This window comes from Paenibacillus sp. FSL P4-0113 (genome assembly GCF_038009305.1).
GTDB lineage: Bacteria > Bacillota > Bacilli > Paenibacillales > Paenibacillaceae > Paenibacillus > Paenibacillus polymyxa_D.
Genome location: NZ_JBBPAZ010000001.1, coordinates 1 through 16,435, shown reverse-complemented (window position 1 = coordinate 16,435; position 16,435 = coordinate 1). Strand labels below are relative to the sequence as shown.

General features: G+C 46.2%; 16 protein-coding genes. All 16 read right to left on the bottom strand.

Going from position 1 to position 16,435, the window contains the following annotated elements:
* Positions 1-23: 23 nt before the first annotated feature.
* Entirely contained in the window at positions 24-1,241 is a 1,218-nt protein-coding gene (gene dapG / locus MKX46_RS00080) for an aspartate kinase (protein ID WP_069011410.1), read from the bottom strand.
* Positions 1,242-1,264: 23 nt separating this feature from the next.
* Positions 1,265-2,302, bottom strand: coding sequence for an aspartate-semialdehyde dehydrogenase (locus MKX46_RS00075; RefSeq protein WP_013309939.1), 1,038 nt, complete (start codon positions 2,300-2,302; stop codon positions 1,265-1,267).
* A gap of 133 nt (positions 2,303-2,435) precedes the next feature.
* Complete coding sequence (locus tag MKX46_RS00070; protein WP_029517031.1) at positions 2,436-3,029, bottom strand: dipicolinate synthase subunit B; 594 nt, start codon at positions 3,027-3,029, stop codon at positions 2,436-2,438.
* On the bottom strand, positions 3,026-3,925 hold the full coding sequence (gene dpsA / locus MKX46_RS00065) for a dipicolinate synthase subunit DpsA (RefSeq protein WP_029517030.1): 900 nt from the start codon (positions 3,923-3,925) through the stop codon (positions 3,026-3,028). Before dpsA ends, MKX46_RS00070 begins: the two co-directional genes overlap by 4 nt.
* 185 nt (positions 3,926-4,110) lie before the next feature.
* On the bottom strand, positions 4,111-4,557 hold the full coding sequence (dut, locus tag MKX46_RS00060) for a dUTP diphosphatase (protein ID WP_013309936.1): 447 nt from the start codon (positions 4,555-4,557) through the stop codon (positions 4,111-4,113).
* The gene (locus MKX46_RS00055; protein WP_209948042.1) at positions 4,535-5,800 is read right to left on the bottom strand and encodes a M16 family metallopeptidase; all 1,266 of its coding nucleotides are present in this window, start codon (positions 5,798-5,800) and stop codon (positions 4,535-4,537) included. Before MKX46_RS00055 ends, dut begins: the two co-directional genes overlap by 23 nt.
* 66 nt (positions 5,801-5,866) lie before the next feature.
* Positions 5,867-6,865, bottom strand: a complete 999-nt coding sequence (locus MKX46_RS00050; RefSeq protein WP_341070746.1) for a polysaccharide deacetylase family protein — start codon at positions 6,863-6,865, stop codon at positions 5,867-5,869.
* Positions 6,866-7,094: 229 nt separating this feature from the next.
* Positions 7,095-9,197, bottom strand: a complete 2,103-nt coding sequence (gene pnp, locus MKX46_RS00045) for a polyribonucleotide nucleotidyltransferase (RefSeq protein ID WP_039274655.1) — start codon at positions 9,195-9,197, stop codon at positions 7,095-7,097.
* 214 nt (positions 9,198-9,411) lie between these two features.
* The gene (rpsO, locus tag MKX46_RS00040; RefSeq protein WP_007430074.1) at positions 9,412-9,681 is read right to left on the bottom strand and encodes a 30S ribosomal protein S15; all 270 of its coding nucleotides are present in this window, start codon (positions 9,679-9,681) and stop codon (positions 9,412-9,414) included.
* Positions 9,682-9,813: 132 nt separating this feature from the next.
* Complete coding sequence (locus MKX46_RS00035) at positions 9,814-10,752, bottom strand: bifunctional riboflavin kinase/FAD synthetase (protein ID WP_341070745.1); 939 nt, start codon at positions 10,750-10,752, stop codon at positions 9,814-9,816.
* 169 nt (positions 10,753-10,921) lie between these two features.
* A complete protein-coding gene (truB, locus tag MKX46_RS00030) occupies positions 10,922-11,860 on the bottom strand; it encodes a tRNA pseudouridine(55) synthase TruB (RefSeq protein WP_340885102.1) in 939 nt (312 codons plus the stop codon).
* Positions 11,857-12,834: a DHH family phosphoesterase gene (locus MKX46_RS00025; RefSeq protein ID WP_069011407.1), complete on the bottom strand. Its 978-nt coding sequence runs from the start codon at positions 12,832-12,834 to the stop codon at positions 11,857-11,859. Before MKX46_RS00025 ends, truB begins: the two co-directional genes overlap by 4 nt.
* 51 nt (positions 12,835-12,885) lie before the next feature.
* Positions 12,886-13,236: a 30S ribosome-binding factor RbfA gene (rbfA, locus tag MKX46_RS00020; protein WP_010346342.1), complete on the bottom strand. Its 351-nt coding sequence runs from the start codon at positions 13,234-13,236 to the stop codon at positions 12,886-12,888.
* Positions 13,237-13,256: 20 nt separating this feature from the next.
* Positions 13,257-15,812, bottom strand: coding sequence for a translation initiation factor IF-2 (gene infB, locus MKX46_RS00015; protein ID WP_029517022.1), 2,556 nt, complete (start codon positions 15,810-15,812; stop codon positions 13,257-13,259).
* Positions 15,805-16,128 (bottom strand): L7Ae/L30e/S12e/Gadd45 family ribosomal protein, encoded by a 324-nt coding sequence (locus tag MKX46_RS00010; RefSeq protein ID WP_029517021.1) that lies wholly within the window; start codon positions 16,126-16,128, stop codon positions 15,805-15,807. Before MKX46_RS00010 ends, infB begins: the two co-directional genes overlap by 8 nt.
* Positions 16,121-16,429, bottom strand: coding sequence for an RNase P modulator RnpM (gene rnpM, locus MKX46_RS00005; protein ID WP_007430067.1), 309 nt, complete (start codon positions 16,427-16,429; stop codon positions 16,121-16,123). The genes MKX46_RS00010 and rnpM overlap by 8 nt, the downstream gene beginning before the upstream one ends.
* Between the last annotated feature and the right edge of the window lie 6 nt (positions 16,430-16,435).

The window sequence follows — 16,435 nt, the reverse complement described above, 5'->3', positions numbered from 1 at the left end:
AAATCCGAGCACGGACCATGCACCTATTGATGGAGTTCAAATTTATTATGCAATGCGCGTACAGCCTGCACCATATCTTCTTTTTTAACAAGTACCCAGATCGTCGTGTTGGAATCTGCGGATTGAAGGATCTGTACGTCTGATTCTGCCAATGCCTCCACAATCGTCGCCATAATGCCCGGTACCCCGTTGATACCACCGCCTATGACAGAAACTTTAGCACATCCGGCCAGTATCTTAGGTTCTAGACCCAACCCGTTCAATACTTCAACCGCTTTGCTTCCATCATAATCGAACACAGTATAAACTGCCCCCGATGGCGTTACATTAATAAAATCAACGCTGATTCCATGTTCAGCCATAGATTTGAACACTTGTAATTGCAAGTGCTCCATACCCGGCTTTAATTCAACATTAATCTGAGTGACATTGCCAACATACGCAATACCGGTCACGAAACGGTCTACGATGTCTGCCTGCACGTCTTTAAAGCCTTCCGGATGGGTAACTAACGTACCTTCTCCTTCGGAGAAGGTAGAGCGAACACGGACCGGGATATTAGCCTGCATGGCGATTTCAACAGCACGAGGATGGATAACCTTTGCTCCCTGATGAGCCATATTACAAATCTCCGTATAGCTAACATGTGTAAGCGGCTTTGCGTTTTCCACAATGCGCGGATCGGCGGTCAATATACCATTCACATCCGTATAAATATCAACCATATCCGCATGTAGAGCAGCACCTAGAGCAGTAGCTGACGTATCGCTGCCTCCCCGACCCAAGGTAGTCATATCACCGTCTGCTGTTTGTCCCTGAAAACCTGTCACAATGACAACTCTGCCTTGGTTCAACTCTTCAACAACACGGTCTGGCTTTATATCCAAAATACGAGCATTGCCGTATTGATCATCCGTAATAAAGCCCGCCTGTGCCCCAGTTAGCACTGTAGCAGGAATACCTTCCTTCTCCATCAGGCTGCATAATGTAGCAGCAGAAATAATTTCACCACAGCACAGCAATAAATCCCGTTCGCGCTTTGGCAGACTGTCGCCGTTAGACACCGCCCAATCCAGCAGCGTGTCGGTGGCATAAGGCTCTCCTTTTCTCCCCATGGCCGACACAACAACAACCAATTGAAGATTTTGTTCCAGCTCCCTCTTCACATGTGCCAACACAAGTTTACGTGCTTCAGGTGTGGAAAGCGAGGTTCCTCCAAATTTTTGCACCAAAATACCCATTATTTTTCCCCCATATTGGAACGTTACTCCGCGTTTGCAGCAATAATTTCCGCGATTTGCACCGCGTTCCATGCCGCTCCTTTGAGCAGATTGTCGGATACGACCCACAAATTCAATCCACGGCTATTGCCCAAATCACGGCGTACACGCCCCACAAATACGTCAGGTTTTCCTGCAGCTTCAGATGCCAGTGGATAAAGCTGAGCAGCAGGATCGTCCACTAGCGTTACTCCCGGTGCTGAAGCCAGCAAATTACGGATTTCTTCTAAATCATAATCTTTTTTAAGTTCTACATATACAGATTCCGAGTGACCATATACAACAGGAATACGTACACACGTTGCTGTTACGTCCACCGATTCGTCACCCAGTATTTTTTTCGTTTCACGTACCATTTTCATTTCTTCCAGTGTATAACCATTGTCCTGGAATTTATCAATTTGCGGAATAGCATTGAAAGCAATCTGATGTTTTACTGGCAACGAGCCTACTGGCAACAGATCAGGCTGAACTTCATCACCGTTAAGAATCGCTGCGCTTTGACGATTCAATTCATCAATAGCTCGGCTTCCAGCCCCGGAAACGGCCTGGTATGTGGATACTATGATACGAGAAATGCCATACTGATCATATAATGGTTTCAAAGCAGCTACCATCTGAATGGTGGAGCAGTTCGGGTTCGCAATAATGCCTTGATGCTCGGCAATTTTGTCGCTGTTCACCTCAGGCACTACAAGAGGAGCTGTCGGATCCATTCGGAATGCATTGGTGTTGTCAATACAAACTGCCCCATGACGAACAGCATGCGGCGCCAATTCCTTACTTACGTCTCCACCTGCACTAAACAAAGCAATGTCGATTCCCTCAAAGCTGTCGGGGGTAGCAATCTCTACTGGAATTTGCTGACCTTTAAAGCTAATTAACGTGCCGGCAGAACGAGGCGAAGAAAGAAATTTGATTTTGTCCACAGGAAAATCCCGTTTTTCCAGCAGATTTACGATCTGTTCTCCTACAGCGCCTGTCGCTCCAACGACAGCTACATTAAACTTTCTATTGCTCATCTGGTATATCTCCCCTTCTCGACTAAAAAACCATTTTTTATTCTGAAAGCATCCACCGCCAACAAGAAATTAGACCCGATACAATATCGAATCATCTTCTAGGCGAGGGATGCTAGCAGTTAACTATAATACTTCATGGGGTCTTGCGTTCCACAATCATCGGCTGAAGCTGTTTGCCCTGCAATGCTTCATAAGCAGCCTCCGGAATCAACTCCATGTTAGCTACAAGCGAGTTCGGCTTTTTAACTGGATTGTCCTGTCCGAACGGTACAAAAAAGATATTTTTGGCTACGAGTAATTTGGCGATATTGGCAGCATTTAGGCCCAGTCCATCATTAGTAGATATGGCTAAAAGAAGTGGACGGCCGTTGCGCAATTGCGCCTTGGCAGCCATCAAAACCGGACTGTCTGTCATCGCATTCGCTAACTTACTCATCGAATTCCCCGTCAAAGGTGCAATCACCAGCACATCGAGTATTTGGGAGGGACCCAGTGGCTCAGCCTCCACAATTGTAGAAATGATATCATTCCCTGTTATATCTTTCAACTGTTTTTGCCAACTTTGCGAAGTACCAAAGCGAGTATCCGTTGTTAGCACTGTATTGGATATAATAGGGACGACCTTTGCACCCTCATCAACAAAGCGCTGTATAACAGGCATTACCTCTTCAAATGTGCAATGTGAGCCTGTAATTGCATAACCTACTGTTTTCCCTTGCCAACTCATTGTGCATCCCCCCGATCAGGATTATCTTCCATTAACAACTGCACCAGCGTATTCGCTATAATGGCACCAGCAGTTTTGGGAGCAACAATACCGGGAAGACCAGGGGCAAGCATAGCCTTGATTCCACGCTTTTCCGCATAACGGAAATCACATCCGCCCGGGGCGGAAGCAAGATCTATAATCACGGTGCTCAGTGGCAATTTAGACAGGATTTGCGCTGTGATAATCATAGAGGGTATCGTATTAAAAATCAAGTCAACTCCCTTTGTCTCATGTGCTAAATCCCTTGTCATAAAAGGCTTCCAACCCATTTCCACGGCTCTCGCTGCATCCTCTGCCCGCCGTACTCCAACCTTCACTCTAGCTCCCAATCCCTGTAGTGCCCTTGCCATGGTAAATCCAGTCCGTCCCATGCCTAGAACCATACAATCTGCACCGTGAATCGTAAAATCAGTATGCTGAATGGCCATCATCAGTGCGCCTTCGGCCGTAGGTATAGAGTTGTATATGGCCACATCATCTCGCTCCAGCAGCTCTACCAGCTTTAACTCATGTCTGGTACAAATTTCTTTTAAGTACGTCCGCGCCATTCCTGTATATACAATACAATGAGGTGGAAGAGCAGCAGCATGCTCATTCAGGAACTGAAGCTTCTGTGCTCCGAAAAGTGCATTTACGTTGCCTTCCTCATCGCATCCCACCACCGGCAAAATCAATGCATCTGACGATTCCAGCAGCTTGACAGACAGTGGTTCTAGTGTCACTCCTTTGAGTGGTACTTCAAGCTTGTCAAAACCGACCACACTGACGGTAGCATCCATGTCCACACATTTACGGATTACCTCAAGCTGCCTCGCATCGCCACCCAAAACAACGACGCGTATTCCTGTTAGCATCCGGATCACTCCTTTCCGAGACACGATATGCTTTTAGTCTATGCGAGTGCCCGGAAAGGGGTGAAAAAACACAAAAAAAAGCCGCCTCTTTATGAGGCGACCTTTATATGCATACATGCTCTTAAGCAAGTAAATTCGAAGCTTTTACAAAATAGATATTCGTACATTTTAAACCAACCATCGCCTCAGCGTCCTGTATGACCAAAGCCTCCAGCACCACGCACTGTTTCAGATAATTGGTCTACTTGTTTCAGCTCTACCTCAGGTACAACTTGAAATACCATTTGTGCAATTCGCTCATTGCGCGTAATCGTGAATGATTCCTCGCCCAAATTAATAAGAAGTACCTTAATCTCCCCACGATAATCCGCATCAATTGTTCCCGGTGTATTGAGACAAGTAATACCATGCTTAAGAGCCAGTCCACTTCGCGGACGGATCTGTGCCTCCAATCCCGCCGGCATAGCTATTGCAAATCCGGTTGGAACGAGGCAACGCTTGCCGGGTTCCAGTACCAGATTTTCCTGTACTGCTGCATACAAGTCAAACCCTGATGCAAGCTCTGACATTTTGCGGGGCAGCTCAATATCTTCATTGCCCGCGAGTCTGTTAATTTCCACGTAAGTTAACAAAATAGTCCCTCCTCATATCCTTTACCGCTGAATCACTCGCTCCCACCATCGACAGGGCAAACGGCTCCGAGAACATCCGATCCAGCACTTTGTTCACATCATTCGCCGTCACTTGCTCGATATGTTCGATCATTTGATCCAGCGTATAATGCTGACCAAGCATTAATTCATTTTTTCCAAGCCGATTCATCCGGCTACCTGTACTTTCAAGGCTTAAAATCAAACTTCCTTTTAATTGCTCCTTACCTTTACGAAGCTCATTAGCGTCTAAACCGTTGACAGCCACATCTCGTAAAAGCTCCAGAGTCAAATCCAGCACGTCCTTTGTTTGTTTAGGAGCCGTACCTGCATAGATCGTGAACATGCCACTGTCCGCATGGGAGCTATGATAGGAATAGACCGAATAAGCAAGCCCACGCTTTTCCCGAATTTCTTGAAACAAACGTGAACTCATGCCGCCGCCGATCGCGTTATTCAGCAAAACCATAGCATACTGGAGGTCGTCACCCGTCGCAAATCCAGGTAGGGATAAACAAATATGATTTTGCTCCGTTGCTTTCTCATGATACAACAGTTCACCGTTAAACGCAGGTACTGTCAGCGGCGAAACGGTTCCATGATTGTCAAAATGTCCAAAATGTCGCTCCAACAATTCTACCAAGCGATCGTCAACATTACCAGCCACACTGATAACCGTATTGTCGATTGTATAATGTTCCCTCATGTAATGGCTGAGATGTGAGCTATCCATAGCAAGCAGGTGATCTTCGGTTCCGAGAATAGGATAAGCCAGTGGATGTTCACCATAGGCGGCGCGAGATACAAGATCATGCACCATATCATCCGGTGTATCCTCATACATGGAGATTTCCTCCAAAATCACATTCTTCTCTTTTGCCAATTCTTCCTGATCTAGTTTGGAATTAAAAAACATATCAGACAGCACATCAACTGCGATCGGTAGATGCTCATCCAACACTTTGGCATAATAGCATGTATATTCCTTCGAAGTAAAAGCATTAACATTTCCTCCGATGGCATCGAATTGCTCAGCGATTTCCTTAGCGTTAAAACGCTCTGTTCCTTTGAAAAGCATGTGTTCGATAAAATGAGAGATACCGCTATTGTCCGGCGTTTCATTCCGGGAGCCAGTTTTAACCCAGATGCCGAAAGAAACTGAACGCACGGTTGGAATTTTTTCAATGACCACTCTTAGGCCGTTTTTGAGTTGAATTCTTTCCACGATTGGCCCTCCTAAACTGAATTGCATACTTAGCCATAATGTTCAATCCTAACAGAAAAAAGACGTTCACTCAACCGGAACAGGTAGTTGCCGATCAGGGGAAAGCGTCTGACTGACAGTTCCGAGCATAAGTCCCTTACTACGAATGGCATGGATCATGCCTTTGAGAGCAGCCGCTGAGGAATCTGTTGGGTGCATTAATATCAGGGAGCCTGATTCTACCTTACTACTGATTTTGTTAATCACCGATTCCGGTGACGGATGTTTCCAATCTACTGTGTCCAATGTCCACAACACTGTTTTGAGCCCACTTTCTGCTGCTATATCCACCGTTTGCTGATTAAAATCACCCGAAGGAGGGGCAAACCAGTAATTTTTGATACCCAAAGTTTCTTGAAGAAGCAATTGAGTCTTTTCAATTTCTTGTGTGGCTCTGGCCCGACTCAGACGGCTCATATTCGGATGAGAGTAAGCATGATTCGAAAGCTCATGCCCTCTTTTTTGAATCTCCTTGGCGAGATCTGGATTTTTTTTCAACCAACTTCCATCAAGAAAAAATGTAGCCTTGACCTTTTCCTGATCCAGCGTGTTCAGTATCGGCAGGATAAATTCATTCCCCCATGCTACATTGATCATGAGGGATACCATCGGCTTTTCGGGGTTCCCCCTGTAAATTGGAACATTACCAAGCTGATTTAAATGTATTTTAGGTGCCAATTGCCGATATACATATTGAATGGGTCGATCCGGAGATGCAATCGCTTTGCGATAGGTAGCATCCAAATCCACCTCCAGCCCGTTATAGCCTGGAATAGCCTTCCATACCCTGTCGATCTTGGCATCAACTGGCTCCCGCCGCTGACGGGCTGCTTCTGTTCTTAGTCGCTGCATAAGCGCATTATCGGGTAAAGCCGCCATCGTTGTTTCAACTTTAGGCTCCCCAACTCCTGTAACGTCTCCATTGCTTAATTGATCAGCGAAGTCACGAACCCCGCTAAACTGTCCGACTACCAGTGTGATGGCTAAACTGGCTACCACCCACACTGCTCGTTTTGCCCTACTCATAATTCCTTCATCCCCCCGCCCGTTTGTCCACATTGTATGCGACGAGGACAAGAACTATGACGTAGCAAGCTCTAGAAGCTCACTTGGGTGCAGCTTGTGTATATGTATGAAAAAAGAGCCAGAAACGTAGCTCTGCCTCTTTCCAAAAGCTTAAACAATGCTATTCAAATCCCTTGTACTGTTAATACGAAAAGCTTCTCCTGCCTTTCTAGTCTGCGACATGCAGGTCCTAGGATTTTGCAGGTGCTTCTGCTGTCAGAACAGCCTTACGGGACAGATTGACACGTCCTTGTTGATCAATTTCGGTTACTTTCACCGTAATTGTATCCCCAATAGCAATTACATCTTCAACTTTGGCTACACGCTCAGTAGACAGTTGAGAAATATGAACCAGACCATCTTTACCTGGTAAAATTTCAACAAATGCACCGAATTTCTCAATCCGTTTTACTGTACCGATGTAAATCTCACCGACCACGACTTCCTTTACGATACCCTCAATAATGGAACGTGCTTTTTCATTCATCTCTTGATTTGTGGAAGCGATGAACACACGACCATCTTGTTCAATATCGATTTTCACGCCGGTTTCTTCGATGATTTTGTTGATGATTTTACCACCAGCTCCAATAACATCACGGATTTTGTCCGGGTTAATGTGCATCGTCATAATTTTTGGAGCATACGGAGACAACTGCTCACGTGGCTTCTGGATCGCTTCCATCATTTTGCTAAGAATGAACAAGCGTCCTTCTTTAGCTTGCTTGAGCGCATCCTGTAAAATCTGGCGGTCAATACCGTTAATTTTAATATCCATTTGAATGGCAGTTACGCCTTCCGCAGTACCAGCAACTTTAAAGTCCATATCGCCCAGGTGATCTTCCATACCTTGGATATCAGTCAATACAGAGACATGATCTCCATCCTTGATCAATCCCATCGCTACACCTGCAACTGGAGCTTTAATTGGTACACCTGCATCCATCATAGCCAATGTACTTGCACAAATACTAGCTTGTGAAGTCGAACCATTCGATTCCAGTACCTCAGAAACCAGACGGATGGTGTATGGAAATTCAGTTTCGGAAGGAATTACTTTGGAAAGCGCACGTTCACCAAGAGCACCATGTCCGATTTCACGACGACCTGGCGCACGCAAAGGACGAGCCTCCCCTACGCTGAATGGCGGGAAATTGTAATGATGCATGAAGCGTTTTGTTTCTTCCAAATCAATACCGTCCAAAATTTGCACATCACCCAATGCACCAAGTGTACAAATGCTAAGTGCTTGCGTTTGACCGCGTGTAAATAAGCCCGAACCATGAGTACGCGGCAAGATGCTAGTGTCGCTTTCAATCGGACGAATTTCGTCAAGCTTACGACCATCAGGACGCACTTTATCATGCGTGATCAGACGACGTACTTCTTCCTTGACGATATCATAGAGAACTTCGCTCACGTCGCTCAAAAGCTCTGGTGTCTCTATGTATTGTGCTTCAAAATGGGCAACTGTCTCTTCGTTGACTGCATCAATCGCCTCTTGACGGGCATGTTTTTCTGCAATTTTAACAGCTTCCATTAAACGTTCAGCTGCATAAGCACGTACTTCACTGTTCACTTTTTCATCAACAGCATGCAGTTTAACCTGCATTTTCTCTTTACCTGCTACTTGCACCAATTGTTCAATGACTGCCACAATGTTCTTAATCTCATCATGACCGAACATAATGGCTTCCAGCATAACTTCCTCTGGAATCTCATTGCCTTCGGCTTCTACCATCATGATGGCATCTTTCGTTCCGGCTACAACCAGGTACATGTCGCTTGCATTCTGCTGTGCAATATCCGGGTTAATCACAAATTGTCCGTCTACACGTCCTACAGCGACTCCACCGATTGGCCCATTAAAAGGTACATCCGAAATGCTAAGTGCTGCCGAGGTTCCGATCATTGCTGCAATTTCAGGTTCGCAATCCTGATCGACACTCATAACCAGGTTCAACACCTGTACATCATTCCGGAAACCTTCCGGGAACAATGGGCGAATTGGACGGTCTGTCAAACGGCTGGACAAAATCGCTTTTTGACTCGGACGTCCTTCACGTTTAATAAATCCGCCAGGAATTTTCCCCACAGCATACAATCTTTCCTCATAGTTTACGGTCAGGGGAAAAAAGTCCAAATCTTTCGGTTCACGTGAAGCGGTCACGGTACAAAGCACAACCGTTTCTCCGTAGCTCACTTTAACTGCCGCATTGGCTTGTTTCGCAAGACGTCCTGTTTCCAGCACCAGCTTTCTTCCGCCGAGCTGCATTTCTACGCGTTGCTCCATGGTATCCCTCCATTTCATTTCATTGTAAAAGTTCTATACATATTCAGTATTTCCTGCGCAGGTCTTATTCATAAGAAGCTCGCAGGCAAACCAGGATATGTAATTCAAAAAAAGATTCCTCATTTCAAAAAAGAACCCGGCTGCTGTCCGCCGTCGCCTTAGCAGGGACAAGCGGTGAACAACCAGGCTTCTTTTCTCATTACATGTCTGAAAATTAACGACGCAGTCCGAGACGCTCGATCAACGCACTGTAACGTTTAACATCAGTCTTCTTCAGGTAAGCCAAAAGTTTACGACGCTGACCGACCATTTTCAACAACCCGCGGCGGGAGTGATGGTCTTTCTTGTGCGAACGAAAGTGACTTTGCAAGTTGACGATGTTTTCAGTAAGGATAGCGATTTGTACCTCTGGTGATCCTGTATCGGATTCATGAGTTTTGTACTCCTCGATCAATTGCTGTTTACGTTCTTGAGTCAATGCCATCCTGTTCACCTCCTTCATTATAATCGCCATTAGCCTCGTAGCCGCCGGTGAAAGCGGACAACCAAGCTAAGGTTCATCGTTGTTTACACAACATAAGTCAGTATAACACAGCGCCTGTCTTATGTAAATAAATTAGCCTAACAGCTTTTTAGCCGTTTGTGCGTCATTGCCAATTTGGTTGATCAGCTCATCCACCGAAGAGAATTTGCGTTCAGGACGGATGTAGTGGTGAAGCTCCACAAGTACAGACTCTCCATAAATTTGCTGATTAAAATCAAATAGATGTACCTCAAACGACGGATTCAGCACACCTTCATGGAAAGTAGGCTTAACCCCTACATTCATTACACCGTTTATCCAACGATCACCTACTAGTGCTCGTACAGCGTATACACCCTTGATCGGAATCGCGTAAGTATCTCTCAGTTTGAGATTAGCGGTCGGAAAACCGATCGTACGTCCACGCTTCTCCCCATCCATTACAGTACCCTGGATACGATAAGGACGTCCCAACCAGCGAGAGGCATGCGCTAGATCCCCAGTCTGTAAAGCACGGCGAATTCCAGAGCTGCTCACCTTGTCCCCATCCAGTTCGAACGGTGGTACGGTGTGCACAGACATCAGCTTTCCCCCCAGCGTCCGAAGTGTATTCTCATGCCCTGCTCCCCGGTGGCCAAACCGAAAATCAAAGCCTACTACCGCTGTTCGAATTTGCAATGGAAGCAGCACGTCGCTCATAAACGCCTCAGGGCTGACCTTAGAAAATTCTTCGTTAAAACTCAAAATATAAAGTACATCCACACCCATATCAGCCAGAATAGTCTGCTTGTCCGCAAGCGGTGTTAAATAACCTTCATAATCGCCTTTTTTCATGACTTCCTTCGGATGAGGGTGAAATGTCATGACAGATATCGGCATTTGCTGTTCACGAGCCAGCGCAACGGCCTCGCGTATCACGCTTGCGTGTCCAAGATGAAGACCATCAAACTGACCGATCGCCGTGACCTGTGGACGTGCCCATTGCTGCAAAAGCTCATCACTCAATGGATAAGATAACGATACGGTAATCATTATTAATTCACCTGCATTTCACATCATTTGACTAACTTCGTCAAAATTATAGCACAATTCAAGGTAAGAAAAACGTCTATCGACGTAATTCACGGAAGCCAGACCACGCCTAGCGGAAGTTTTTCTTGCGATTATAGAATTGTTCAGCTCCCCTGAAAATCTATAAATTTTATAATCTTAAAAAAACTTTAATGGGAGCAATCGCGTCTGATTCATCCCGACCAAATATGCCTAAAAACGTTTTATCCTCTTTATACAAACGGAAGGGCTGGTTGTCCGTCACAGGTGGTGAAATCATATTCAGCGACAGGCGTTGGCCTTGCAGAGCCGCAGTTACCTTGGCTTCAGCCACTATATGCTCAGGCATATAGTCAATCGCCTGATCCGTTGTAATAAGCCGCTCTCCAAGACTGCCATCCGCTACGAAACGCTCTATCTCTTCGAAAGTCAGACAACGTTCCGCAGGAATTCCCGCAGACATGGTTCGCTCCAGCTTAACCATCGTTGAAGGATATCCTAATTCACGGCCAATATCAACACACAGTGTACGGATATAAGTACCTTTGGAGCATAAGGCACGAAAAGAAATATCCACATACGCCCCCGTCTCCGCGAATCCCGTCATCTCCAACTCATAAATGCTTACTTCACGGCTTTGGCGCTCAACAGTTTTGCCTTCTCGAGCCAGCTCATATAGACGCTTGCCGTCCACTTTTAGCGCGGAGTACATTGGAGGCACTTGGGAGATCGTACCAACAAAACGCTTCAGAACCGCTTTGACTTCCACTTCCGTCACCTCTACTGGACGTTCACTTTCTTCCGTAATTTCCCCAGTCAGGTCCTCGGTATCCGTGGCAATGCCTAATCGCAGTGTAGCCAGATATTCCTTGGGCCGCTCTTGCATGTATTCCACCACGCGGGTGGCACGTCCCAGACACAAGGGCAAAACACCGGTTACTTGCGGATCAAGCGTTCCAGTGTGTCCGATTCGCTTCATACCTAATAAACGGCGAGCCTTGGCCACCACATCATGAGAGGTAAATCCAGCAGGTTTATAGACTGGTAGGACGCCTTCCCAAGCTGCTTGTTCCTTCTTTATCGGGTTCATAGCTCAGACTTCACCCGCCCTACAACTGTCTTAATGATATCTTCCAGTTTACCCTCTAGCCGACAGCCAGCCGCACGTACATGTCCACCGCCTCCAAATGATTGAGCCAGCGCGGCTACATCTACATTCCCTGCCGATCTCAAGCTGGCCTTGACCGCTTGATCATTAATAACCTTAAAGAAAATGCCTACCTCAACACCACGAATATTTCTTGGGTAATTCACGATGCCTTCCAAGTCCTCATTTACAGCGCCACATTCTGTCATATCGTCAGGTGATACAACGACCCAAGCGACTTTTCCATCCTCGGACATCGTGAGCGTTTGCAATGCTTTTGTCAGCACCTTCATTTGTGGAAAGGTCATTTCCTCGAGCAATTTCTCAGATAAAGAGGGACCATCTACACCGTAAGCAAGTAACTGTGACACAGCAGACATCACTTTCGGTGAAGTGTTGGAATAACGGAAACCTCCTGTATCCGTTAGCAACCCTGTATATAAAGCCGTTGCTACTTCGACGTCCCAGGTTACTGCAAACTCTTCCAGTAGATCAAAAAGAATTTCCGCTGTTGCCGCAGCATCCGACTTAATCACATTAACTGTACCATAAGCATCATTTGTTGGATGATGATCAATATTCAGGATAATGGCATCTTCCGTAAAAAACTGCTCTGTCAAACCAACACGACGGTAATCCGCACAATCTACACAAATGATCCGATTGTATTTCCGTTCTGGCGGTTGCTGGCTCATATCCATAATCTCATCGGCATGCCATAAAAAATCCATGCGCTTGGGAATAGGTCCCTCATTCAGCATGGTAAATTTCTTCCCCAGACATGAGAGAAGCCAGCCCACCGTTACGGTGGAGCTGACTGCGTCTCCGTCCGGCTGTACATGCGATACGATCAGGTAATCATCATGCTCCAGAATAAATTCCTTCGCTTGTTGAAGCGCCTGTTCATAGGTATGCATTGCCTTCTCCTTTACATTCAGTTCATGGTTCCTTCAGACAAACTAAAAGTTTTATTTTTCATCCTTGTCGATATCACTCAGCAGTTTTTCAATTCGACTGCCGTAAGCAATAGATTCGTCAATTTTGAAAATCAACTCAGGAATATGGCGCAGCCGTATCCGTTTGCCGAGTTCAGAACGAAGATAACCGTTCGCTTTGTCCAATGCTTTCAGGGAAGAATTTTTTTGTTCTTCATCCCCGAGCACGCTCAAGTATATTTTCGCTTGGGACAAATCATTTGTAAGATCGACACCCGTTACCGTGATAAAACCGATGCGGGGGTCTTTTAATTCAGTTTGGATAAGTTGGCTTAGCTCCTTCTTGATCTGCTCGCCAACCCGACCTGTACGTATTTTAGCCATGGATGCTCACCTCTCTGCCGTTAGCGCTCCACTGTTTCCATGACGAACGCTTCAATAATGTCGAGTTCCTTAACATCATTATAGCCATCAAGGGTAATACCGCATTCGTAACCTTGGGCAACTTCTTTTGCGTCGTCCTTAAAGCGTTTCAGTGAGTCGATTTTACCTTCAAAAATGACGATGCCATCACGAATCAGGCGTGCTTCTGCTGAACGGGTAATTTTACCGGATGTCACCATACAACCAGCGATCGTACCGACTTTAGTAACTTTGAACACGTTACGTACTTCAGCATGCCCAATCACATTTTCTTTATATTCAGGATCCAGCATGCCCTTCATGGCTTGCTCTATTTCTTCAATGACATTGTAAATGACACGGTGTAGACGAATGTCCACTTTTTCAGCTTCCGCTGTAGATTTCGCCTGGTTATCCGGACGAACATTAAAACCAATGACAATAGCATTGGAAGCTGCTGCCAAAATAATATCGGATTCGGTGATTGCTCCTGCACCACTGTGAAGAATTTTAACGCGCACACCTTCGACTTCAATCTTGTTCAAGGAACCTTTCAACGCTTCGACAGAACCTTGCACGTCACCTTTAATAATGACGTTCAGATCCTTCATTTCGCCATCCTTGATGTGTTGGAACAGGTCATCCAGTGTTACGCGTGTATTACTGCCCAGATCAGATTGGCGTTGTGTGATCGCACGTCTGTCAGCAATAGCACGAGCTTTCCGCTCATCCTCAAACACCATGAATGGATCACCAGCAAGTGGAACCTCTGTCAAACCAGTAATTTCAACTGGAGTGGAAGGTCCTGCTTCCTTAAGACGACGACCTTTATCGTTGACCATGGCACGCACACGTCCGAAGCAGTTACCCGCTACGAAAGCATCGCCGACTTTCAGTGTACCATTCTGAACGAGGATACGGGCTACAGAACCGCGGCCTTTATCCAGCTCTGCCTCGATGATGGTACCACGTGCCCGTTTGTTCGGGTTTGCTTTGTACTCATTCACTTCAGCTACGAGCAGAATCATTTCGAGCAGGTCTTCCAGACCCATTCTTTGTTTCGCGGAAACGTTGACGAAAATCGTATCGCCACCCCACTCTTCAGGTACCAATTCATATTCAGTGAGTTCTTGCTTCACTTTATCCGGGTTGGCATCCGGTTTGTCGATTTTGTTCACAGCTACGATAATTGGCAGACCTGCCGCCTTCGCATGGTTAATAGCTTCGACTGTCTGTGGCATAACACCGTCGTCAGCTGCAACCACGATAATCGTCATATCTGTCACTTGAGCACCACGTGCACGCATAGCGGTAAAAGCTTCGTGACCCGGTGTATCCAGGAAAGTGATTTTTTTGCTATTAATTTCAACTTGGTATGCACCAATATGCTGTGTAATACCGCCAGCTTCGCCACCAGTTACATTAGTCGAGCGAATGGCATCCAGCAAAGTTGTTTTACCATGATCGACGTGACCCATAATCGTTACAACTGGTGGACGTGTTTTCAGATCCGCAGGATCATCATTTTCTTCCACCGTTTCAAAACGATCTTCTTCGACCGGAATTTTCACTTCTACCTCGACACCAAAGTCTCCGGCAAGCAAGAGAATAGTATCCATATCCAGTTCCTGGTTAATGGTCGCCATCGTTCCGAGCATAATCAGCTTTTTGATGACTTCTGACGCATCTTTATGAAGAAGCTTGGCAGTTTCGCCTACGGTCATCTCACCACGAACAATAATTTTCTTTGGCGTGTTGTCGATTTTCTCGCGACGTTCCTGTTGTTGACCTTTACCACGATTGTTAAATTTCCCGCCACGATTGCTACCACCGCGATTATTGCCTCCACGACCACCGTTACCACCGCGTCCGCCGCCTTGACGGTTATCGTCAAAACGTCCTTGACCGGAACGGTTACCACCGTTGTTGGAGTTACTGCCTGTACGGTTGCCACCACTACGGTTCGCATTGTTGCTACCTGTGGAGGATGATGTTCTTACAGCCGTACCACCCTGACTACTTCCCTGAGGGCGTGAGTTAGTGCTTTGGCTACCTTGAGGACGCGAACCTGTGTTACCGCCGGGACGCTGTTGTCCTCCCTGTTGTTGACCATTACTGCGGTTTTGTGTACTTTGCTGACCAGTGGGTCTGCTAGTACTTTGTTGACTGCGGTTTTGACCGCCCTGCTGACTGCTTTGCGCTTTTGGAGCGCTGCTTCGGTTACTGTTTTGGTTGTTGTTTGTCCTATTCATACTTACCTGCTTTTCCTGTTGATTTTTGGTTTGCTCAGTTGAATGATTACTATTCTGGCTTGAACCGGCCTGATTCGAGCTTACTTGCACCGTACCTGCTTCGCCTTGCTTGGCCGCAGCATTGGATTTAATATTCTTAAAAAAACTTTCCACTTTACCTACGGCATCATGTTCCATGACGCTCATATGGTTGTTCACGGGAATATCCAGCCGTTTAAGAATGGTGATAATTTCTTTGCTGCTCATGTTCAACGATTTGGCGTATTCGTATACCCGCACTTTGTCTTTGTTTTCTTGTTTACTCAATATACTCCACCTCCGACATTATCCCCGTATGTTTCTTGATCAATTTCGCGAATCCTTGATCCGTCACAGCCAGCACAACCCGTTCAGGCTTGCCGATACTGCTTCCCAAGCTTTCCCGGTCAAATCCTATCATTAAGGGGATTTTGTACGTCCCGCATTTGTCGCGGAATTTCTTTTGAGTATTCATTGAAGCATCTTTCGCAAGAATGACCAGCTTGGCTTCTGAAGACCTGATCGCTTTATAAACGATCTCATCACCTGTTAGCAGCTTGCCAGCTCTCATGGCAAGACCCAATCCAGACAGCGCCTTATTCATCCTGCACGCTGCCTTGTGCCGCCAGGAATTCTTCCTCGACGGCAGCAAAATCACGACTTAGCTGCTCATAAATATCAGGATGAACCGAGTGCTTCAATGCTCGATCCAGTGCCTTGCTCTTTTGAGCCAGCTTGAAGCAGGCGGCTTTGCCGCACAAGTAAGCGCCGCGTCCCGACTTTTTGCCAGTCAAGTCAATCAACACTTCGTCTTCAGGGGTTTTGACGACACGGATCAACTGCTTCTTTGGCATCATTTCATGACAGGCCACACATTTGCGCAAAGGTATCTTTCTCTGTTTCATGCATTA